Genomic DNA, 22,997 nt, shown 5'->3' on the forward strand with positions numbered 1-22,997 from the left:
CCTGTAGCAACAGTATCCCAGTTACCCTAGGTACGTGGGGTTTATGAAAAACTCTACAGGTACGACGGCGGGGCTCATCACGCGAGTTCCACCTTCCACGTCACCGTACTCCATCTGTGAGGAAGGACCTCTTATGACTAACGGACCTGACCAGTTCCCACCGTCCACGCCGGTGCCCCCGCCTCCACCTCCGCCGCCTTCCGCGCCAACGCCTTCCGCGCCGAGCCCCGCGGAAGCGGAGCTGACCCGGACGATTCCGCCCGTCGAGGAGGCGCCGGCAGCCCGGCCCGAGGCTACCCCGGCGCATCCGCTCGCGGTCCCGGTTCCTCCCCCGCCTCCCGCGCCACCGGTCTCCGAGCCGCCGGCCCCCGCGCATGCCGCAGATGAGCAGCCCGAAGCCGATTTCTCTGAGGCCAACTTCTCCGAGGTCAGTCAGCCCGACGAGCACCATACCGAAGAAGCTACCCCGCAGCCCGATCCGGAAGCCACGCTCGCCGCGGAAATCCCCGCGGCGGATTCGCCCGCGGCAGCGGCGCCGTCGCCCCTATCACCAAGCGAGCCTGAAGCGTGGATCACGGCCGATGTTGATGCGGGCGCGCCCACCCGTACCGCGCTTCCGCGGATGCTCGAGGATATTCCGAGCGCGGCCAGTGCCGCCGCGGCCTCGGATGCGCTACCAGCTCCGGATACGGTACCGACCCCGGGTTACCCGCCCGCTCCCGGCTATGCGCCGCAGCCCGGTTACGGCGCCACGCCGCAGGGTTACGCGCCTCCGGGCGGGTACGGCACCGTGCCGAGCCCGGCCGCCGGCCCCGGAATGCCAGGCGGAATGCCGGGCGGAATGTACGCCGCCGCCCCGGCCCCGGCGCTTCCGCGGGAGAAGAAATCCCATAAGAAATTGTGGATCAGCCTGGTGGTTTTGCTGGTGCTCGTCGTGGCGGGTGTTATTGGTTTTAAGGTGACGGCCAGTAAATTCGCGCCGGAGAAAACGGCCGAGGCGTATCTCTCCGCGATTGTGGACGGTAAGGCCAGCGCCGCGCTCGAGGTGTACGACCCGAATGTGCGGTCCGGGGAGCGCCTGCTCCTCAGCGACGAAATTTACAGCAAGGCGACGAATCGGCCCACCGATTTTGAGGTGATTTCCGCGTTTAAGCAATCGCAGCCGGGCGGGAAAAATACCGTGCACGTGAGCGCGGAATTCACCATCGATATGAAGAAATATCCGGTTGATCTCACGCTCAGCGAACGCGGCAAGAAATTCCTGTTCTTCTCCGAATGGCAGGTCACTGATGCGCCGCTGGGGACCGTGGAGCTACGTTCCGCCACGCCGCGGGTGAGTATTAATGGGGTCTACGTCGATCTTTCGACCACGGTGGACCCGGCCACGAAGGGCGAGCGTGCTAGCGAGTACTATTCGCTGCCCGCTTTCCCGGGGACCTACACGGTGGGTGCCCAGGGCGGTGACACCTTCGTGACTTTCGGGGAGGCGGAGAGTGTATCCGTCCCGGTTATTGGCCCGGGTTCCTCGGCCGCTATTGAACCGAGCTTCACTCCGGAGGTGGCCGCGGAAATCCAGAAGCAGGTGAATGCCCGGTATGAGGCGTGCATGCCCGCCGATACTTTCGAGGTGAAGGACTGCCCCGAATTGAATATGAGCGATCCTGTTTTCCAAGCGGTGACGGAGATTCGGCGCTCGTGGAAGGAAGAACCCAAGGTTGAGGTGGAGGCCTCCAGCCTGCGCTACGAGGATGGCGCCTACGTGGGCACCGCCAAAGTCAAGGGCAAGGCCGTTATTAATTACAAGCAGCGCTACAGCGAGAAGGATCCCTGGAAGGAATCGGAGTGGCCGGTCAATATCTGGGTGAACCGCACCCTGCGCTTCGAAGTGAAAGACGGGGCGATCACGGTGGATTTCTCCAAGGATAATTACGGCTGGTAAAAGCGGCTCCAGTTACTAAGCGCGCTAGACAGCAACCGGGGCGGGGTGGTTCGTGATGAACTACCCCGCCCCGCTCTTATGGGATGGATCCGCTCTGCTTTAGCCTGCTTTAGCTCTGCTTTAGCGCAGCTGGTACTTTCCGTTCACCAGGCGGTAGCGCGGATCGAGGAGCAGCGCTGCTTCGCCTTCGTGGCGGTCCCCCGCGAAGCGCTCATCCACCGAGGTTTCGGTGTAGAGCGGCGCGTGGCCAACCATTCCGGCAACCAGGTGGCGTGCACCTTCCAGCAGGCGCATATCAGCGCTCTCGCACCACAGCTGGGCTGCCTTCGCGCCGTTGGTGCGCGCGATAGCTGCCTCGAAAGCCGCCGGGTGCACGAGCATCATGAGCGCGGAAACATGCCCGAAGCCGAGCGAGGTCAGCACGGCCGCCTTGATATCGCCCACCTCGAGGACCTCGCGCGGCCACACCAGGTAGCTGCGTTCCTCGAAAGCCGGATCGGAGCAGTCCAGGGCCTTATTCCCCGGGATCTTCCCGGTGGCGAACATCTGGGTGATGCCAGCCATCTGGAAGAGCGCCGCCCCGCCCTTGGAATGCCCGGTCAGGGTCTTCTGGGAAACCACGTAGAGCGGGTTGCCCGCGCTGCGGCCCAGCGCCGTGAAGAGGCGGTCGTGAAGTTCCGCTTCGTTCGGGTCATTCGCATTGGTGGAGGTGTCGTGCTTGGAAAGCACGGCGACGTCGTCCACACTCACGCCCAGATTGCGCAGGTTCGTGGCCAGCACGGAGTTCTCTCCGCCCATGCCGGCGGCCAGCGCTCCCAGGCCCGGTGCCGGAATCGAGGTTTGGATACCGTCCGCGAAGGAGCGAATATAGGCCACCACCCCGTAGACGGGCAGCCCCATCTGGGCGGCCACGTCACCGCGGGCCAGCAGCACCGTGCCGCCGCCGCAGGCTTCCACGAAGCCACCGCGGCGCAGATCGCCAGCGCGGGAGAAGAAGCGCGGGTTGATGCCCTTCTTCGCCATAGCGGCAGAATCCGCCGTCGCATTCATATCACCGAAACCGATAAGGGACTCGACCTGCACGTCATCAATCGCGCCGGAGACCACGAACTGAGCCTTGCCGGTGGCGATCTTATCCACGCCTTCTTCCACGGACACCGCGGCGGTCGCGCAAGCGCCGATCGGGTGAATCATGGAACCGTACCCGCCCACATAGGCCTGCATGGTATGCGCGGCGATCACGTTCGGCAGGGTTTCCTGGAGGATATCCTGCGGGTAATCCTTACCCAGGAAGCGATCCACGTACAGGCGGCGCATGGAGGTCATCCCGCCGAAGCCGGTGCCCTGCGTGGAGGAAACATCCACCGGATGCACGTATTCGAGCAGCTCCGCCGGGGAGAACCCGGCCGAGAGGAAGGCATCCACCGCCGTCATGAGGTTGTAGATAGCCATGCGGTCCGCGCTCTCCACCAGCGATGCCGGAATCCCCCACTTGGCCGGATCGAAATCGGTGGGGAACTGCCCGCCCACGCGGCGGGTGAGGGTGGTACGGCGCGGCATGTAGGTCAGTGCCCCGGCCTTGCGGGTCACCCGCCATTCGCCGTCTTCCTCGAAGAAGCTGGTGAAGCTCGGATCCGCTTCGGCGTGGGCGAGGGCTTCCGCTTCGCTGCCCACCGTGAAGGTCACGTCCTTCTCCAGGTAGACCGGGGCGATATCGGTGGTTCCGATATCGGCCAGCGGCCCGTCATCCACGAAGGCGCGGATACCCGAACGCGCCACAACTTCATCGCGGTAGCGTTCGAAAATATCCTCTTCGGGAACCAGCTCGCCTTCGGGGGTGTACCAGCCCGGCTTCGGGGTGTCGAACCAGGTGAGCAGGCCCATCATCCAGGCCAGCTCCAGCACCCCGGCAGGGGTGAGGTCCACATCGCCGTCGCTTTGAATCCCGAGTTCGGCTTCCCACCGGGTACGCGAGCTGCCCCACGGGCCGGTTTCGCCCAGCCCCACGATGACCACGAGGTCCTCGGGCTTGGCGCTGCCGCTCCCGAAAGCACCCAGGTCCATGGTCGGCTGGTGGATGCTCACCGGGCTGGGCAGGGCCCGCACGCTCGGTGCGGCCTGCGCTGCCGGAGCGGGGGCGGCCGGCGTGATGCTCGCGGCCAGTTCGGGCAGGTTAATATCACCCAAGCCACCGGTCATATCGTGAATGACCGGCGCGGTGCGGGCAGCCGCCACCGATTCGGGGGTGAAGAGGGTGAGCAGTTCGCGCCCGGCTTCCGCCGTGGACCAGGTATGCACGCCCTTGGCTTCCACGGCTTCCACCAGCGGATCGTTCCCACCCATGAGGCCGGTGCCGCGCACCCACCCGATCTTCGCGTGCGCGATGGTGGTGCGCTGGCCCCACGGCTCCACGCGCCACTTATTGACCACGGCATCGAGCGCGGCCTTGACTTCGCCGTAGGCGCCGTCCCCACCGAAGGAGCCCCGGTTCGGGGAGCCCGGCAGAATCACGTGCATGCGATGGTCGATGGCGGCGTCGGTGCCCAGGCTTGCGAGGGTGCCGATGAGGCGCTCCACGCTCCACAGCAGCACGCGGGCCTGGTTTTCCGCTTCGGGGCCGGCATCGCTGAGGTAGCCGCTCACCCGCGGCGCCGCGAAGGGCACCAGGAGGTCAGGAATGAGGGCCGGCTTGACGAGCTTCGAGGTGGCACCCACCGTTTCGCGCTGTTCGGCGCCGATCCACGCGGTGATCGCGTCGACGTCGCGGAAGGAAGCGAGGTTGGCGGGGATGAGCCACAGTTCGGCACCGTTAATGGCGTTTTCGCGGTAGAGCTTCTTCGCGAAGTTCAGGCGCGTGGTGGAGATACGCGAGGAAGTGGCGACGACGGTTGCCCCGCCGGCCAGCAACCCGGCCACCACCGCACCCGCGATGGAGTTCTCTGCCATACCGGTCACCACCGCGACCTTCCCGGCGTAGATTCCCGGGGTGGTATCGCGGGCAGCGCGGGCGATCTTCGTCAAGCGCGCCGCGAGCTTGGGATTGCGGGCCGCCTGCCATTCGGCCTGGCGGGCCACTTCTTCCCCAACGCCGGTGAAATTGGCGTTCACTTCGCGCCCGAAGGCGATCTTGGCCACGTCCTCGCGGGCGGTGGCCCAGCGGTCGCACAGGCGTACGGCCTGGGCCGGGTCGAAGCGCGGGGTCACGAAGTCTTCCCAACCGCTGCCCAGTTCCGCGCTCATCGCTTCGCGCAGGGCCAGGTCATCAGCGGCCGCGGGCGCTTCCGGGCGCTCGTTGTGGCCGAGGCGCGCGAGCAGATCGCGCGCGGTTCCGGCCAGGATCGCGTCCATACGTTCGGCATACGCGTCCAGGGCAGCGGAATCGACGACGCCGCCCGCCCCGCTCCCGGTACTCGGGAGCGCAACGTTGATGCCGTGGGCCGCGCCCACCGCCCGCACCGCCGCGTCGATGAGTTCATCGAGCTGGGCGGCCGAGGTGGGGGCCTGCGGGAGGGTAGCCAGTTCATCGCCGCGTACTGACTTACCTTCGCGGGTACCCAGGAGGATGGTGGCGGTCACGTGGGCCACCCAGCCTTCGCCGAGCTGCCAGGTATCCTGCACCCGCTGGGCCACCCGGGCCGGCTTAGCGCCGGCCGCACCGGTGAGCGAACGCAGCCGGTCCGCGATGGCTTCGCGCAGCACGCTCCCGAAGGGCTTATAGGAGTGGGCGGCCTGATCAACCTGGGAGACCAGGGTGGCCAGCGGTGCTTCCGCGGCGCCGTCCATGGAGGCCAGGTCGAATTCGGCGGTCATATCCATGAGGATCTGGTTGCGCTTGGAGGAAACCCCGTTGGTGAGGGTTTCTACCGAGTCGGCATCGCCCATCTGGTCCAGGCGGATCTTCGTGGACCAGGCCAGCAGGACGCGCAGGGCATCCCCGGCCCGGAAGGGCAGATCCGCGGTCGGTTGGCCATCGCCCGCCGAAGCGGCGGCGGGTGCCGGGGTTGCTGCCGCGGCCGGGGCCGCCGCAGCGGCGCCAGCAGCAGCCGCATCCGGTGCGGGAGCAGCCGCTTCCGGAGCGGCGGCCGCGGCTTCGGGTGCCGCAGCCGCGGCGGTGTCGCCGCCGTTCGCCGCAGCGCCATTGGCACCGGCCGCAGCCGCCGCGCCGTCCGCGAATCCATCTTCAGCAACCGGGGCGCTGGCAACATCCTCGTGCAGAACGCGCTTGGCGTCCCGCTGCACGTTGTAGACGCTCACGTGGCGCTGGGCGTGCTTGGGTAGCGCGAGGGTGCGGGTGGCCATATTCGCCAGGGTCGGCGAAGCAGCCAGGCCGATTTCCACGATATCTTCCACCCCGGCCTCAATAAGGTAATCCTGGGTTTCAATCCAGCGCACCGGGGAGGCAAATTGCCAGGCCAGCAGCTCGATGAGGAGCTCGCGGGCGGTACCCACCCGGTCGCGCTCCACGCGCGCGGCCAAATCATCGCGAATCTCGCGTACCACCGTTGAGGGGACCACCTCGAGGATGGCATCGCAGAATTCTTCCGTCAGCTCGAAGGGGCGGGCCACCAGGTTAGGCAGGTAGCGCCCTTCAAGAATTTCGAGCTTAATATCCGCGGGAACAATGGCACGCAGGGTATCGCCAAATTCGGCTACGCCGGTGCGCAGCACGCTGGAATGGAAGGGCACATCAATACCGGGAACCAGCATGAAGGGGCGCTTGCCCCCGGCCTGCCGGGCCCGCTCATTGGCGTCCTTTTCCAGAGCTTCCAAGCCTGCCACGGTTCCGGCCACCGCGTACTGGGCGCCAGCCAGGTTGTAATTGACGATCTCGAGGAATTCCCCGGAAGCGGCAGCTACCTGCGCGACGTAGTCGCGCACGGCGTCGTCGCCCACCCCAAATTGGTTGGGACGCAAGGCACCCATGCGGTAATTCGAGCGGCCCTGCTCATCGCGTTCCACCAGGTGATGCATGGTGGTACCGCGCCGGTACACGATTTCCAGCACGTCCTCGAGGCTGAAGACCTGCGAGTAGGCGGAAAGCGCATTGTATTCGCCCAGGGAATGCCCGGCGAAGTAAGCACCGCTTACCAGTGAACCCTGTTCACGCAGACGCGAGGTCTGGGCGAACGCCACGGTCGCGAGCGCCACCTGGGTAAATTGGGTGAGGTTGAGGACCCCGTCCGGGTGGCGGAAGATCTCGTCACGCACCCGCAGCTCCACCGGGTTATCGCGCACCACCGCGAGGATGGAGAACCCGAGGGCGGAACGGGTATGCCGGTCGGCGCGTTCCCACACCTCACGCACGGCAGCCGAAGCGGCCCGGTCATCGAGGGTCATGCCGCGGGCCTGGATGCCCTGACCCGGGTACACATAGGCGGTACGCGGGGCGCTCACGGTGCAGGAAGCCTGGGAGACCACGGTATCCCCGCAGCGGGCGGTCACGTCGAGGGCGAGCCCGCCCCCGCGCACCCGGCCCACGCGCTCCACGGTAATATCCACCGCGTCACCCAGGTTCACCATGCCGAACATGCGGTAGGTCCACCCGGTGATATGCATGGGGGCGCGCCCGGCCACCGGATCGGCCACCGCGTGCTGGGCGGCGGCGCACAGCCACATGCCGTGCACCAGCGGGGCATCCATTCCCGCCACCAGCGCGGCGTTGCGGGATACGTGAATCGGGTTGAAATCACCGGAAACAATAGCGAAGGCCGTCATATCGGTGGGGGCCTGCACGGTGACCTTGCGCAGCACCGAGCGCGGGGTGTCGATAATATCGGCATCCACTCCCCCGCGGGCGGCCGGCTCGGAGGGCAGTTCCGTGGTGGTGGCGCGCCCGCGCATGGCGAAGCGTTCCTGGAATTCCAGCACCACGGTGCCATCCTCGCACGCAACATTCGTACGGATGGTCAGCACCCGGCCGGCCGAAGATTCGGCCACGGATGCCACCCACGAGCGCGCGGTGAGCTGCCCGGCTTCCAGGATCTCCTCCACCGGCACATTCACCTTTTCCAGGTGATCAAGATGCACGCCGGAGAGCAGTCCTTCAATAATCGGGTAGCCATCGGCTTCGCCCGAACCCATCGCGGAATAGATGGTGGGCCAGCACGAACCGAGCAGCGCGGAGGGCACGGCCGCCGGGGTGCGCCCGGCCGGCGCGGTAATCCCCGCGTGCAGGGTGTTGATCTCCGGGGAGACCGCGAAGGTGAGGGTGGCAACGCCGTCGATCATCTCGGGTTGCTTCGTGATGGGGGTGCCGCCCAGGGTGGTGGTTCCCACCCCGGACATCGCGGCGAGCACCTCGCGCATGGCCGCTTCCAGGCGGGCGTCATCCACCACGGGCAGCCCGCCGGTGGCTACCGATTCGGGCAGCAGCAGCGGGATGCGCATATGCCGCACCACGTGCTGGTGGGCCTGGGTGCCATCCCAGAGGGTATCGAGGGGCACGAAGATTTCCAGGCCCTCCGGAGTATCGCGGATTTCCGCTTCCGGAATGAGGTGGGCCGGGTTGGTGGCCAGGTGGCCGTGCCACACGATGAAGGGGGTTTCCCGCAGGAAGGTTTCGCGGTCGCGTGCCGCGCGGGAGAAGGCCGGCTGGGCCTGCGCCCCGCCCGCACTCACTCGTGCCACGGCGTCTTCTTCGTAGCGGCCCAGGATATCGGCGATGGGTTCATCGACCTTGGTGATGGCGGCCACCGAGGTGGGGCCGGGAATAATACGGACCTGGTCCGCGGTGTAGCGCGGGTTGTGGGATTGCCACAGGGAATCCGAACCCCAGAAACGCAGCACTTGCTCGTTAATAACCGGCACGAAAGGCACCGGCTTGGGGTACTTGGAGGCCAGGGCCACGAACCAGGCTTCGTCCTGGGCGAGCACGGTGTGTTCTTCCGCACTCGGGTAGGCGGCGAGGAAGCGCTGGAGCGCTGCCTGCGGATCGGCGGCGGCATCGGCCTGGGTGGGGAAGAGCGTGGGAACATCCCCGCTTTCCGCTTCGCACAGGCGCGCTTCGAAACGCTGGAGCATTTCCCAGAAGCGGGTTTGGGTGGGTTCGTCGGCCCAGGGCACGGTCAGTTCCACGTAGCGGCGCAGCGCCTGCGCGTAGGTCATCTGCGCGATATCCCCGAAGTAGGGTTTCGCGGTGGCGTTGATCGCGGTAATGATTTCCTCGCGGCGCGCGGCGATGGCTTCGGCGTCCCCGTCCACTTCCACGAGGAGGCGGGCAGCGCGGGCGGCCGCGTTTTCCACATTGTAAATATCGGCGTGCAGGGAGGACTGGGTGGAACAAATACCACCGCGGGTGGAGCCGGCCGCCACCCAACCGCCGTTATCGTCCGGGCTCACGCCGGGCGTATCAACGAGCAGCTGCTTGACGTCGGGATTCGTTTTCGCTTCCTTCGCGGCCATGGCCGCGGTTCCGATGAAAACGCCGTCCACGGGCATGGGTCGCATACCGTAGGCCTGCGCCCACGTTCCGGTGAGGAACGACGACGCCCGCTCGGGAATGCCCAAGCCGCCACCCACGGTAATAATGAGGCCGGCCTCACGCATCTGGCCGTAGGTCGCGATGAGCAGGTCTTCCAGGTTCTCCCAGGAGTGGTGCCCACCGGCGTGGCCGTCTTCCACTTGCGCGATCAGCGGGGCGCCCGGGCAGGCCTTGGCGATCTCCACGAGCTGGCGAATCTGGGCCACGGTGCCGGGCTTGAAAGCAATATAGGGGAAACCTTCGGCGCGCAGGCGCGCGATAAGTTCGAGGGCTTCGTCCTTTTCGGGAATGCCGGCGCTAATGACCACGCCGTCCAGGGGTGCCCCGGCGGCGCGCTGGCGGGAAACCAACCGGCGCGAGCCAAATTGGAGATCCCACAGGTAGCGGTCCAGGAACATGGTGTTGAACTGGGCTACCCGGCCCGGTTCCAGGTGCTCGCGCAGGGTGGAGAGGTTCTCCGCGAGGACTTCTTCGGAGACCTGCCCGCCCCCGGCGAGTTCGGTCCAGTAGCCGGCGTTAGCGGCGGCCGCCACGATTTCCCCGTCCACGGTGGTCGGGGTCATCCCGCCGAGCATAATCGGGCTGCGCCCGGTCAGCCGCGAGAAAGCGGTATCCAGGTAGGTGTGGCCCTTGATCTGGCGCAGTTGCGGGGCGTATTCGGACCAGTCGCGGGTGCGGGTCACGCGCGCCACCCCGGTCACCAGGTCATCGCGGGCCGCGGCGGTGGAGGCATCCACGTAGCTCACCCCGGTTCCGGCCAGGTTTTCCAGGGCGATGGTCTTGAGGTTCGGGCCCGGGCCCAGGTCCACCACGAAACCGGCCGGGGTTCCGCCCTGCCCTGCTTCGTCCAGGGCCGCGGCGAATTCCGCGGTCCAGTCCAGGCTGGCGGTGAGCACGGCGCGGGCCAGCTCATCGCTGCGTTCCACGTTAAGGGAGCAGCGAGCCGCCCAGGCATCCACGAGGGCCACGGCCGGTTCGAGGAGCGGGGAATGGAAGGGGGCTCCCACGTTGAGGAATTCGCAGACCGGGTGGAGGGCTTCCCCGCCGGTGAGTTTATCGGCGCGGGCACGCGCTTCCCGTTCGGCTTCGCGTTCGATGAGGGCTACCAGGGCGGTGAGGGCGGCCGGGCGCCCGGAGACCACGCAGGCTTCCCGGGAATTAATAATGGCAACATCCGCATCCGGGACCTTGGCGGCCAGGCGGCGCAGCAGCGGGGCACCCACGCCCCGCACCGAGAGCATGGGGCTGGCATCCTTGCTGGCGGTAATTCCGAGTTCGCCGCTGATCTTGGAGGCGGCCGCCCCGATGAGGCGGGCAAGGGCAAAAATACTGGCCGGATCGCTGGATTCCACCATGGCGGCGGCCAGCACGCCCTGGGAATGCCCGATGGTGGCGGTGGGGCGCACCGCCAGGTCGCGGTAGGCCCCGTACTGGCTGAGCAGGATACCGGGCACCGAGGTGTGGGGGGCACGCCCGGCGCTGGCCGGGCCGCGCAGCCCGAGCAGGTCGAGGCGCCCGGCGGAAATCACGGTGAGTTCGGGGAGCACCGGGGCGAGGATCTCCTCGGCCGCCGCGTCCACCTCGGTCAGGTCCGCGCGCAACCGCGCGGAGGTGAGCAGCTCATCTAATTCGGCGCGCCAGGGGGTGCCCTGGCCGGCGAATTGGAGGATCCACGGGGAAGCCGGCGGGGTGGCCGTCAGGGATTCATACACGCTGGTCATAGTGTTCTTTCTGCTAGATGCGGGAGGTCCCGCGAGGCAATTCTTGAAAAATGGAAAGATCGAAATTGGGCTCTGGGCGCTGTGGTCTGGGCCCAGGCTCTACGCGCCGGAACGTTCCGGATGAACGCCCGCGCGCTTGGGGCGAGCCGCTACATGGGAATATTCCCGTGCCGGCGCTCGCCCGGATGCGAGCAGTCTTTGGTGGCGAGGATGCGCAGGGATTCAATGAGCACCCGCCGGGTATCTTCGGGGGCGATAATGCCGTCCAGCTCCCCGCGTTCCACGGAGAGGAAAGGATTGACATTCTCGCGGGTGTACTCTTCGATGAGCTGCTGGCGCACCGCCGCCACATCCTCACCGTTCTGTTCGGCTTCCCGCAGGCGCCGTCGCCCTGTAATAGCGACCGCACCCTCGGCGCCGAGCACCGCAATTTCCGCACCCGGCCACGCGAAGTTGAGGTCCCCTCCCAGGGATTTCGAACCCATCACGATATAGGCGCCCCCGTAGGCTTTCCGTAACACCACGGTCACGAGGGGCGTCGTCGCATTGGCATAGGACCAGATAAGCTTCGCGCCGCGGCGAATAATCCCGGCCTGTTCCTGTTCGGTGCCGGGCCGGTAGCCGGGCACGTCCACGAGGGTGATAACAGGCACGTGGAAAGCATCGCAGAATTGCACGAAACGCCCGGCTTTTTCGGAGGCGTCCACGTCCAGGGTGCCGGCATCCACGAGCGGCTGATTGGCCACGATCCCCACCGATTGCCCGGCCAGCGCCGCGAATCCCACCACGATGGAGCGGGAGAAATGCTCCTGGACCTGCACGAATTCCCCGTAATCCACGAGGTTCGCGATAACGTCGAGCATATCGTAGGGCTGCTTGGTGGAGGCGGGCACCAGATCGGAAAGGTGCCGGGCGCACTGGGTATCCGTGGCCGTTTCCTCGTAATCCCAACGCGGCAGCTCCGCGTCGCAATGCGCGGGCAGATAGGTGAGGAGGGTGCGGGTGTAATCGAGGGCATCGTCCTCATTCGCGGCCAGGTAGTGGGCCACCCCGGATTGGAAATTGTGGAGAGTGGCCCCGCCCAAGTCATCGAAGGAGACCTCTTCCCCGGTGGTTGCCTTGACGACGTCCGGTCCGGTCACGAACATATGCGCGTTATCGCGCGTCATAATAATGAAATCGGTGAGGGCCGGCCCGTACACCGCGCCGCCCGCGCAAGGCCCCAGAATAACGGAGAGTTGCGGGATAATGCCCGATGCCGCGATTGTTTTCTTGAAGATACGGCCGTATTGAGAAAGGGCGACGACGCCGTCCTGGATGCGGGCGCCACCCGAATCAAGCAGGGAGACCATGGGGATGCGCAGCTCAAGGGCTTTGTCCATGAGGGCAACGATTTTATCGCCCTCAGCTTCGCCCAGGGTGCCCCCGGATACGGAGAAGTCCTGGGCGTATACCGCCACGAGTTGGCCGTCCACCTGGCCAATTCCGGTCACCACCGCGGCGCCCCGGAAGCCGCGCCCCAGGTTCCCGCCGGCGAACTGCCCGATTTCGGTGAAGCTGCCCTCATCGCACAGTAGGGCGATGCGCTCCCGGGCGGTCTTTTTGCCGTGGGCGTGCTGGCGCTTAGCGGCGCGTTCCTCGGCCTGGCGGGCCAGGTCGTTTTGGTACTGCGCGAAACGCACCCGGTCCACCTGCTGGGCGCTGTGATCCAAGGTTTGCCATTCGTGGGCGGAACGTAATTCAGTCAGCGACATGATTCTCCTTCGCTACTTTCGGGCAGGGGCTCACGTGGTGGCGCATAATCGCGTGCGGGCACGGACGCATAACGCGCGGGCAGGAACTGGGCTGGTTGCTAAGCATCGGCACCCACCACCCGCACGAGGGGTTGGAAGGCCGCCACGGTGGCCCCGGCCCGCACTTCCACGTCGGTCACTTCGCCATCGCGCGGCGAATACACATAACTTTCCATCTTCATGGATTCGAGTACCACGAGCAGATCGCCTTCGTGGACCTTGTCCCCCGGTTCCACCACCACGCGCACCACAATCGCCTGGATGGGCGAGTTCACCATTCCGCTCGGATCGGTCAGATCCTGGGCCGGCATCGCGGTGCGGGAGGCCGCCTGGGAGCGGCGCGGTTGCAGGGTGCGGCGGGCCACGTGTGAGCCGGTGGCGATGAGCGCGGCCGGGAGGGTCATGCGCATGCGCCGCCCATCCACTTCAATAACGAAGGTGTGGCGCGGTTCTTCATCCTTGACGGGTGCCGGGGTGCTGGCGGCCTGGGTATTTTCGTAAGCAGGGAGCACGGTATCTTCCAGCCAGCGGGTAGATGGAATATGCCCGGCGAATTCTTCCATGGCCAGCACATCGCGGTACATGGCGCAGGGTGTGGCCACCCCGGTAATCTGCAATTCCGCGAGGGCGCGGCGCGAGCGGGCAATGGCCTGCTCGCGGTCCGGGGCGGTCACCACGAGTTTGGCGAGCATGGGATCGAAATCGGCGGTCACAATATCGCCTTCTTCAATCCCGGATTCGATGCGCACCCCGTGGCCCAGCGGCCAGCGGATTTTTTCAATAGTTCCGGTGGAGGGCACCATGCCGGTGGCCGGGTCCTCGCAGGTAATCCGGAATTCGAAAGAGTGGGCGCGCGGGGCGGGAACTTCGGAGAGCTCCGCGCCGGAGGCAATGAGGATTTGTTCACGCACCAGGTCCATTCCCGTTACTTCTTCGGACACGGTGTGTTCCACCTGGAGGCGCGGATTCACTTCCAGGAAATTGACCCGCCCATCGGGTTCCACCAGGAATTCACAGGTACCCAAACCCACGTAATCCACCGCTTCGAAAAGCCGGCGCGACCATTCGGTCACGATCGCTTCGGCGTTGCCGGGCAACAGCGGGGCGGGCGCTTCTTCGATGAGTTTCTGGTTGCGGCGCTGGGCCGAACAATCACGAGTGGAAATCACCGCGAAATTCCCGTGGGAATCGCGCGCCGACTGCGTTTCAATATGGCGGGCGGTGCGGATAAAACGCTCCACAAAATAGGAATCCAGATCCGCCCCGTGGGCCGCGAAGAAGCGGTCCAGGTCAGCGGCTTCATTATGGATGGTGATACCGCGCCCACCCCCGCCGTCGGCCTTCTTCGTGACAATCGGGAAACCGAAACGCGCCACGAACTCGTCCACCCCGGCACGCCCCTGCACCGGGTCAGAAACGCCGGGCACCGGGGCCACGCCCACCGATTCGGCCAGCCGGCGCGCCTGGATTTTATCGCCGAGGCGGTGGAGCACCGCGGGGGCCGGGCCGATCCACGTGAGGCCCGCCTCAATAACCGCGGTGGCGAATTCGGGAACTTCGGAAAGAAAACCGTAGCCGGGATGCACGGCGTCCGCGTGGGAACGCTGCGCAATCGCGATGATTTTCTCAATATTCATATAGGTATCGGCGTAGGCGGTGCCCTCCAGCGCGTAGGCGCTATCGGCATCCTCCACGAATTGGGCTTCGCGATCAGCGTCCGCATAGACCGCCACCGCTTTCATCCCCATATCGTGGGCGGTGCGGATCACGCGCTCGGCAATTTCGGAGCGATTGGCAACCAGAATTTTTTTCATCACTACTTTCCTTCCGAGGGCGCAACCCGACCCAGGAGCGAGACTTCTCCGGTGGAAATACGCACGTCACCGGCAGTGGTGGCGACCACGAGGGCGCCGTCGGCTAAAATCTGCACCCCGCGCCCGTGCACCGGAGTATCGCGCGGGCGGTTGACGGTAATGCCCTCGCGCAGGGTTGCGCAGGTGGCATTGAGTTCGGCTAAGAGTCCCGAGCGTTCGGCCGCACTTGCGGAGCGTTCTGCCGCGCTTGCTTCTGCGTCGGTCGCCTCTGCATCGCTCGCTTCCAGGTGACACGCGCGTGTTTCGGGTACGACGGCGCCGCTAGCTGCCGCATTACCTATTCCGCTCTCACAGGCGCTCATGAGGGCGGCCAGCCGGGCCCCGAGCTCGCGCAGGTAGGCGGCGGCCACCTCATCGCGGCTAGGAACCGGGAAGCCGGCGGTGGCTAGCGAAGCCGAGGTGGGGGTAGGAAGTTCCTCGGCGCGCAGCCCCAGATTGATTCCCACCCCGAGCACCACGCCGATATTCCCGGCCGCATCCGTACTCACAACTTCACCGAGCAGCCCGGCCAGTTTCGCGGCGTGCAGGCGGGTAACAATATCATTGGGCCAAGAAATCGCCACGTTGGCCCCGAGCTTTTCGAGGGCGGCGCGGGCGGCCAGGGCCCCGGCGAACGTCACCCAGCTCAGCTCCGCGCGCACTGATTCTGGCACTGCGATGAGCACCGAGAAAAGCAGGGAACCATCTTTGGTGGCGAACCAGGAGCGGCCCATCCGCCCGCGCCCATCGCTTTGTTCATCGGCGATGAGGCCGCACACCAGCCCGGGTGCGGGCATGCCCCCGGAACTGAGCCAGAGTTCGGCCAGGTCATCCTGGGTGGATGTGGTCAGATCGGTATGCAGGAGCGCGGCACCGGGGAGCCCTACCTCCCCCAGCGCGCTCGCGGTACGCGGGAAGAGCACGTTTCCTGAATGCACGTTGCTCACCTCAGCCTTCTTTCCGGCGGGCACTCCGCCGCTAACCTACTAATGCGTAACCTTACGTAATCGTAACTTACGGATTCGTAACATACGCGCTCGTTCGGGGCGCGCCGCCGTTAGTCCCCTCACATCAGCGCCGCACAAAGCCCGAAAATACGCCAAAGCGGCCGTTATCTACCCGCATATTCACATTTTTATACATGCACACGTATATTTACTGGCTATACTTGGGACTGTTCCGAGTAATTTCCACCCGAACACTGAAAAAACATTCACCGTAGGGGAAGAAAATGAAGAAAACAATCGCGCTGCTTGCTGCCGGCCTCCTCACGCTGGGCGCCTGCTCCAATGATGAGGCTGCTTTGACGGATTCCACCGCCGCGGCCGATCCGGGTGAGTCCGGTTTCGCTGTTGATGGCATCGCGGCAGATTCCGCCGTCGCTGCCCTAGTTCCGGCGGATATTACCGCACGCGGGCAATTACGCAACGGCGCGTCTACCGATTACGCCCCCGCGGAATACCGCAAGGCAGACGGGCAGACCCCCACCGGTTACGATATTGACCTCACGCGCGCCATCGCGAAAAAGATGGGACTCGAAGACGGCACCACCACGCACGTGGAATTTGATTCGCTCCTCCCCCAGATCGGAACCAAATTCGATGTGGGCCTGTCCACCTTCACCGTCACCCCCGAACGTGAAGAAGCTTTCAATATGATTACGTATTTCGAGGCGGGTTCCGAATACGGAGTGCCGGCCAAGTCCAGTGATTTCACCCCGGATAACCCTTGCGGTTTCACCATCGGCGTGCAAACGGGCTCCTCCCAGGAGGAAGCCCTCAAGGAAGCCACCGCCGCGTGCGAAGCGAAGGGCGCCAAGCCGATTAAGATTATGTCCCTCCCGGATGTGCCGCAGATCGTGACCCGGGTGGTTTCCGGCCAGTACGATGCTATTTTCGCTGATTCCCCGGTGCTCGGTTACGCGGTGGCTCGTTCGAATGGGCAGCTGAAGACCACGGGTGATATTTATGATTCCGCCCCGGTGGCTATCGCGGTGGCCAAGGACAATCCGGAGCTCGCCAAGGCGGTGCAGGCCGCGCTGCAATCCCTGATGGATTCGGGTGAACTCAAGGAGATCTTCGCGCATTACGGCATTACCGAAGGCGTGCTGAGCACCGCCGAGATCAACCCCCAGGTGCAGTAATGGAGAAGATTCATCCGCAAGCCCGCGTGAAGATGAGCAATATTGTGTGGCTCATCGTCATGGCGGTGCTCGGGGCGATGGCGCTCAATGCGCTCATCACCAATGACGCTTTCCACTGGGATGTGGTGGGGCGTTATCTTTTCGATTGGCGGATCCTGCGCGGTATCGTCTACACCCTGGTGCTGACGGGGCTCGCCATGGTTATTGGCATTATTTTGGCGCTGACCATGGCGGTGCTGCGCGAATCAAGTAACGCGGTGCTGCGCGCGGCTGCCCGCTTCTATATTTGGTTCTTCCGCGGCACCCCGATTTACACCCAGCTCATGTTCTGGGGGCTGCTGCCCTCGCTCTATCAGAAGCTCTCGCTGGGGATTCCTTTCGGGCCGGAATTCTTCACGTTCCAGACCGACCGGGTCATCACCCCGTTTATCGCGGCGATTATCGGGCTAGGCCTCAACGAAGGCGCCTACCTGGCGGAGATTATTCGCTCCGGTTTGGGTGCGATTGACCCGGGGCAGCGGGAAGCCGCGGTGGCGCTGGGAATGCGTTCGGGCACGATTATGCGGCACATTATTTTGCCACAGGCCATGCGTATTATTATTCCGCCCACCGGGAACGAAACTATCTCGATGTTGAAAACAACGTCGCTGGTACTCGCCGTTCCTTTCACCCTGGACCTCACCTTCGCGGCCCAGGATTTGGGTTCGAAAACCTACCTGCCGTTCCCCTTCCTCGTGGTCGCGGCGATCTGGTACCTGGTTATTACCTCGCTGCTCATGATGGTGCAGCATCGTATTGAACGCCATTTCGCGCGTGGTTTTGACGGACGTACGGCGACGACGGCCTTCCTGGACGTCACCCCCTAAGGAGAACAATGACTCACGCCATGGTGGACGTGTGCGACGTCTACAAATCTTTCGGTGATCACACCGTTCTCAAAGGTGTTAATCTCACGGTGCAGCGCGGTGAGGTGGTGGTGCTGCTCGGGCCTTCCGGTTCGGGTAAATCCACGCTGCTGCGCTGCCTGAACGAGCTGGAAACTATTACGGCCGGGCGGATCTACCTGGACGGGGAGCTGCTGGGGATGACCGAACAGCCCGCCCCCACCGGGTGGCGCGGAATGCTGGCCCGCCGCTCCGGTGCCGTTACTTCGCAAGGGACCTGGCTGCGGAAGCGCACCGAGGCGGAAGTAGCCGCCCAGCGCGCCAAGGTGGGGATGGTGTTCCAGCGTTTCAATCTTTTCCCGCATATGAGCGCGATGGAAAATATTATGGAGGCGCCCGTCCAGGTGGCGCACCGCCCGGAAAAGGAGGCGCGGGCCGAGGCCCTGGAGTTGCTGGAGCGGGTGGGCTTGCGCGACCACGCTAATCATTTCCCGGCTCAGCTTTCCGGCGGGCAGCAGCAGCGGGTGGCTATTGCGCGTGCCCTGGCCATGCACCCCGAGCTCATGCTTTTCGATGAGCCTACTTCGGCGCTCGATCCGGAGCTCGTGGGTGAGGTGCTCTCCGTGATGCAGGATTTGGCGCGCGGGGGCATGACCATGGTGGTGGTCACCCACGAAATCGGTTTCGCCCGGGAGGTGGCCGATAAAGTGGTGTTCCTTGACGAAGGCATGATTATCGACGAGGGCACCCCGGCGCAGGTGATCGATAACCCGCGCTCGGAGCGCACCCGTGATTTCTTCACCAAGGTGCTTTAAACGCAAGTACAAACGGTGCCGGCCACTCCCGTTATTGGGGGTGGCCGGCACCGTTTGTATGTACTGTGCGCTAACTCCGGTGTGCGGCGCTAGTGCCGCACGGCACTACTTCCGGTGGGCACGGTAGTACTCAATGAGCTGGCGGGTGGAAGAATCCTGTGCTTCCAGGGCCGCCGCGTCCCCGCTAATCGCCGGGGTGAGTTCCTTGGCCATCTGCTTGCCCAGTTCCACGCCCCACTGGTCGAAGGAGTCAATGCCCCACACCGCGCCCTGGGTGAAGGTGATGTGCTCGTAGAGCGCAATCAGCTGGCCAAGTACCGAAGGCGTGAGGGCCGGGGCCATAATCGAAGCGGTCGGCTTGTTCCCGGGGAATTCCCGCGCGGTCACGATCTCCTCCGGGGTGCCTTCCGCCCGCACTTCATCCAGAGTCTTCCCGAAGGCCAGAGCCTTGGTTTGCGCGAAGAAGTTGCCGAGGAAGAGCTCATGCTGATCGGCCTCCCCATCCACCAGCGCGAAAACAGGATTCGCGAAGGCGATGAAATCAGCGGGGATGAGCTGGGTGCCCTGGTGGATGAGCTGGTAGAAGGCGTGCTGACCGTTGGTGCCCGGTTCGCCCCAGAACACTTCCCCGGTGTGGGTGGTGACCGGGCTGCCGTCCCAGCGCACCCGCTTGCCGTTGGATTCCATGGTGAGCTGCTGAAGGTAGGCCGGGAAACGGTGCAGGTACTGCGCGTAGGGCAGCACCGCGTGGGTGGCCGCCCCGAAGAAATTGACGTACCAAATATTGAGGAGCCCCATGAGGAGGGGCACGTTTTCCGCGGCCGGTGCGGTGGCGAAATGCTCGTCAATCGTGCGGAATCCGGAGAGGAATTCTTCGAAATGTTCCGGTCCGATGGCAATGGCGAGGGAAAGGCCGACGGCGCTATCCACCGAATAGCGCCCTCCTACCCAATCCCAGAAACCGAAGGCATTGGCGGGCTCAATTCCGAATTCCGCTACCTTCTCCAGGTTGGTGGACACGGCCACGAAGTGCTTGGCCACCGCACCGGGATCTTGGATGCCGCGCGCGGCGAGCTGGGCGAGGAACCAGGAGCGGGCCTGGCGGGCATTGGTGAGGGTTTCCAGGGTGGTGAAAGTCTTGGACGCCACGATGAAGAGCACGGTTTCCGGGTCCACCCCGCGCAGGGTCTCCCCCACATCGGTGGGGTCAATATTGGAAATGAAGCGGCATTCCAGCCCGTCCTTGACATATGGGAGCAGGGCTTCGTAGGCCATCACCGGGCCCAGATCCGAACCGCCAATGCCGATATTGACCACGGTGGTGATGGCCTTTCCGGTCACCCCGCGCCAGCTGCCTTCGCGTACCTTGGTGGCGAAAGCGTACATCCGCTCAAGGACTTCGCGTACATCAGCCACCACATTGTGCCCGTCTACTTCCACGGTGTCATCGGCGGTGCGCCGCAGTGCGGTATGGAGCACCGCCCGATTTTCAGTCACGTTAATCCGCTCGCCGCGCAGCATGGCATCGCGGCGCTGAGCAACCCCGGTTTCTTCGGCAAGTTCCAGCAGTGCATCGCGAACGTCATCATCCAAATAGGATTTGGACAGATCCACGAAAAGATCGCCGGCGGTGAAACTCAGCCGCTCGGCACGCTGGGGATCCGCAGCGAAACGGGCCCGGAAATCAGCGGTGAATCCGTCATGAAGGTCATGCAGCCGCGCCCAGGCGCGCGTGGTTGTGGGGTCAATGGGGTGCGACATGGTTATCCTCATCCTCGAAGTAGTCTTTATCTCGTAGTGTAATCAACTTTGCGGCCTGGCGGCGCTCCGCTACCACATCTCGCGGGCGCGCCGCCGGACTCTAGCACCACACATGAGCCCACCATCTTTGACACAATGATCTTCGGAGGAGGAACCATGTCAGATCACGCAGATCCCGTATCCCTTGCCATTCTTACTTCGGGTGGGGACGCCCCGGGCATGAACCCGGTGGTGCGCGCCGTGGTGCGTACCGCTTTACACGTGGGCGCCCGCCCTTTCGCGATTCGCGAGGGGTGGCGCGGAGCTATCGATAATCTTATTGAGCCGCTGGTCTGGAGCGATGTGTCCTCCATTCTGGATAAGGGTGGCACGGTTATCGGCTCGGCCCGCTCCACCGAATTCCGGGAGCGGGATGGCATGCGGAAAGTGGCCGCGAATCTGGTACGGGCCGGAATTGACCGCCTCGTGGTTATCGGCGGGGATGGTTCCCTCACCGGTGCGGATACTCTGCGCGAACGCTGGAGTGGACTCCTCGAAGAACTGGTAGAAGCCGGGGAGATCGAGGCCGATCTTGCCGCGCGCCACCCTGAACTCCATATTGCCGGGGTGGTGGGTTCCATCGATAACGATATGGTCGGCACCGATATGACGGTGGGAACCAATTCGGCCCTGTGCCGCATCATTGATGCCATTGATGCTCTCACTTCCACGGCCGCTTCCCACCAGCGGGTCTTCGTGGTGGAAGTGATGGGGCGGCGCTGCGGCTACCTTGCCCTCATGGGTGCAATGGCCGGCGGCGCAGATGATGTCATCATTCCCGAGCTTCCCCCCGAAGATGGCTGGGAAGATGCCATGTGCGAAAAGATCCGTTCCGGGCGAGCGGCCGGGCGCCGCGATTCGATTATCGTTGTTGCTGAAGGCTGCATGGATCGGCACGGTGAAAAGATCACCGCCCAGCGCATCCAGGCCGCTATTAAAGAACGCACCGGAGAATCCCCGCGGATCACCGCCCTCGGCCACGTGCAGCGCGGTGGCACCCCGTCCGCTTATGACCGCTGGATGTCTACCCTGCTCGGCTACACCGCTGCCCTAGAGGTGATCCGGGCCGAACCGGGCGAAGAATCCTGCATTATCGGGATTCGTAATAATCGGCTCCAGCGCCTGCCGCTGGTGGAAACGGTTGCTAATACCAAGAAGGTCATCGACTACCTCGAAGAGGGCGATTACGAGGCTGCGGTGCGCTCGCGCGGCACCAGCTTCTCCCGCATCAAGTCCCTTTTCGAAACGCTGTCTTCCCCGCTGGGTGAAGATCGCTACTTCAAGGACGGCTGGCGCCCGCGGGTGGCCGTGCTCCACGCCGGCGGACTCGCCCCGGGAATGAATGCGGCCGCGCGTAGCGCGGTGCGGCTCGGCCTGGATCGCGGTTTTGAAATGCTCGGTGTGGAGGGTGGCTTCCCCGGCCTCATCCGCGGGGATATTCGCCCGCTGAGCTGGGGCGATGTGGATGGCTGGGTTTCGCTGGGCGGCGCGGAACTGGGTACAGCCCGCTCGGTCCTCGGCATCGAGGATTACTTCGGGCTGGCGCGCTCCATTGAAGCCAATGGACTGGACGCGATCATCATGATCGGCGGCCTGGCCGGCTATGAAACCGCGTGGAATATGGCGAAGGAGGCGGACCGCTACACGGCCTTCCGCCTCCCCCTCATCTGCGTGCCGGCCTCGATTGATAACAATCTGCCCGGCCACGATCTGTCCATCGGGGTGGATACCGCGCTCAATACCAATGTGGAGACCATCGATAAGATTCGCCGTTCCGCTTCCGCTTCCCGGCGCTGCTTCGTGGTGGAAACCATGGGCCGTAAATGCGGTTACCTCGCGCTTATGAGCGCACTGTCCACCGGGGCCGAGCAGGTCTACCTCCATGAGACCGGGGTGGATCTGGCGATGCTCACGAAGGAAAGCGAGCGCATGAACCGGGCCTTTGATGGCTCGCGTTCCCTCTACCTGGCTATTCGTAATGAGGATGCGTCCAAGTACTACACCGCGGATCTGCTGCGGCGGGTCTTCCAGCAGGAGGGCCACGGGGCTTTCTCGGTTCGTTCCACGATTATTGGCCACCAGCAGCAAGGCGGTATTCCCACGTCCTATGACCGTACGCTCGCGGTCTCGCTCGCGGCCCTCGCCATTGATGAGGTAACCGCGCAGCTGGAGAAGAAGGAGCGGGTGGGCGCGCGCTATATCGGCCAGCACAATGGCAAGCTGGAGTCCCATCCGATTATGCGCATGGACGAAGAGATGGATATGAAAAACCGGGTGCCGCTGGATCCGTGGTGGATTTCCGCGCTCCCCGTGCTCTACACGGTGGCGGCCCGCGAGGATACCACCCCGCTGGAGCACCTGGCGATTTACGACGATAACCGGTAGTCGCGTTTTCTTATAGCGCGGTGCTTGCGCCGCGCGCGGTGGGGGCGACGACGCCGCTAGCTGGCAGCGCCCCCACCGGCCGCGGCTGCGCACCTACGTGGTGACGGTCCCCACCCAGGAAACCCGGAACGCCTCTCCGCGATTTTCAACGCGGAGATCGATGCGCGCCTCGGCCCGGTCGCAT

The 22,997-nt window shown here is 64.5% G+C and carries 10 protein-coding genes; 5 read left to right on the plus strand and 5 right to left on the minus strand.

Translation table 11 applies throughout. From position 1 onward, the window contains the following. Window positions 1–133: 133 nt before the first annotated feature. Window positions 134–1,939 (plus strand): zinc ribbon domain-containing protein, encoded by a 1,806-nt coding sequence (locus CYJ17_RS08165; protein WP_087070605.1) that lies wholly within the window; start codon window positions 134–136, stop codon window positions 1,937–1,939. A gap of 120 nt (window positions 1,940–2,059) precedes the next feature. Here CYJ17_RS08165 and CYJ17_RS08170 read toward each other — a convergent pair whose 3' ends face one another. The 4 genes from CYJ17_RS08170 to CYJ17_RS08185 form a co-directional block, all read right to left on the minus strand. After that, the gene (locus CYJ17_RS08170; protein WP_101595592.1) at window positions 2,060–11,140 is read right to left on the minus strand and encodes a type I polyketide synthase; all 9,081 of its coding nucleotides are present in this window, start codon (window positions 11,138–11,140) and stop codon (window positions 2,060–2,062) included. A 149-nt stretch (window positions 11,141–11,289) separates the two neighbouring features. Then, window positions 11,290–12,894 carry an acyl-CoA carboxylase subunit beta gene (locus CYJ17_RS08175; protein WP_234984488.1) on the minus strand — a complete coding sequence of 535 codons (1,605 nt, stop codon included), beginning with the start codon at window positions 12,892–12,894 and terminating at the stop codon, window positions 11,290–11,292. Between the two features lie 98 nt (window positions 12,895–12,992). Then, window positions 12,993–14,747, minus strand: coding sequence for an ATP-binding protein (locus tag CYJ17_RS08180; RefSeq protein ID WP_087070603.1), 1,755 nt, complete (start codon window positions 14,745–14,747; stop codon window positions 12,993–12,995). A gap of 2 nt (window positions 14,748–14,749) precedes the next feature. Next, the gene (locus CYJ17_RS08185) at window positions 14,750–15,733 is read right to left on the minus strand and encodes a biotin--[acetyl-CoA-carboxylase] ligase (protein ID WP_087070602.1); all 984 of its coding nucleotides are present in this window, start codon (window positions 15,731–15,733) and stop codon (window positions 14,750–14,752) included. A 284-nt stretch (window positions 15,734–16,017) separates the two neighbouring features. Here CYJ17_RS08185 and CYJ17_RS08190 point away from each other — a divergent pair, with 284 nt between their 5' ends. Genes CYJ17_RS08190 through CYJ17_RS08200 form a run of 3 tightly spaced genes read left to right on the plus strand, consistent with a single transcriptional unit; the run spans window position 16,018 to window position 18,628 of the window. Continuing rightward, entirely contained in the window at window positions 16,018–16,929 is a 912-nt protein-coding gene (locus CYJ17_RS08190; protein WP_087070601.1) for an ABC transporter substrate-binding protein, read from the plus strand. Further along, on the plus strand, window positions 16,929–17,795 hold the full coding sequence (locus tag CYJ17_RS08195) for an amino acid ABC transporter permease (protein ID WP_087070600.1): 867 nt from the start codon (window positions 16,929–16,931) through the stop codon (window positions 17,793–17,795). The genes CYJ17_RS08190 and CYJ17_RS08195 overlap by 1 nt, the downstream gene beginning before the upstream one ends. Before the next feature lie 8 nt (window positions 17,796–17,803). Further along, window positions 17,804–18,628, plus strand: coding sequence for an amino acid ABC transporter ATP-binding protein (locus CYJ17_RS08200; protein WP_087070599.1), 825 nt, complete (start codon window positions 17,804–17,806; stop codon window positions 18,626–18,628). 105 nt (window positions 18,629–18,733) lie between these two features. Here CYJ17_RS08200 and pgi read toward each other — a convergent pair whose 3' ends face one another. Then, on the minus strand, window positions 18,734–20,389 hold the full coding sequence (pgi, locus tag CYJ17_RS08205) for a glucose-6-phosphate isomerase (protein ID WP_087070598.1): 1,656 nt from the start codon (window positions 20,387–20,389) through the stop codon (window positions 18,734–18,736). Window positions 20,390–20,545: 156 nt separating this feature from the next. On the opposite strand from pgi, the gene CYJ17_RS08210 reads away from it, so the two are divergent. Further along, complete coding sequence (locus CYJ17_RS08210) at window positions 20,546–22,813, plus strand: 6-phosphofructokinase (protein WP_087070597.1); 2,268 nt, start codon at window positions 20,546–20,548, stop codon at window positions 22,811–22,813. Window positions 22,814–22,997 lie beyond the last annotated feature (184 nt).

It is taken from the genome of Actinotignum timonense (assembly GCF_002860685.3).
Taxonomy (GTDB): Bacteria; Actinomycetota; Actinomycetes; order Actinomycetales; family Actinomycetaceae; genus Actinotignum; species Actinotignum timonense.

What these genes read in the sequence shown, in the direction of transcription:
- CYJ17_RS08165 (WP_087070605.1), top strand. Translation starts at nt 134, where the DNA reads ATGACTAACGGACCTGACCAGTTCCCACCGTCCACGCCGGTGCCCCCG.
- CYJ17_RS08170 (WP_101595592.1), bottom strand. Translation starts at nt 11,140, where the DNA reads ATGACCAGCGTGTATGAATCCCTGACGGCCACCCCGCCGGCTTCCCCG.
- CYJ17_RS08175 (WP_234984488.1), bottom strand. Translation starts at nt 12,894, where the DNA reads ATGTCGCTGACTGAATTACGTTCCGCCCACGAATGGCAAACCTTGGAT.
- CYJ17_RS08180 (WP_087070603.1), bottom strand. Translation starts at nt 14,747, where the DNA reads ATGAAAAAAATTCTGGTTGCCAATCGCTCCGAAATTGCCGAGCGCGTG.
- CYJ17_RS08190 (WP_087070601.1), top strand. Translation starts at nt 16,018, where the DNA reads ATGAAGAAAACAATCGCGCTGCTTGCTGCCGGCCTCCTCACGCTGGGC.
- CYJ17_RS08195 (WP_087070600.1), top strand. Translation starts at nt 16,929, where the DNA reads ATGGAGAAGATTCATCCGCAAGCCCGCGTGAAGATGAGCAATATTGTG.
- CYJ17_RS08200 (WP_087070599.1), top strand. Translation starts at nt 17,804, where the DNA reads ATGACTCACGCCATGGTGGACGTGTGCGACGTCTACAAATCTTTCGGT.
- pgi (WP_087070598.1), bottom strand. Translation starts at nt 20,389, where the DNA reads ATGTCGCACCCCATTGACCCCACAACCACGCGCGCCTGGGCGCGGCTG.
- CYJ17_RS08210 (WP_087070597.1), top strand. Translation starts at nt 20,546, where the DNA reads ATGTCAGATCACGCAGATCCCGTATCCCTTGCCATTCTTACTTCGGGT.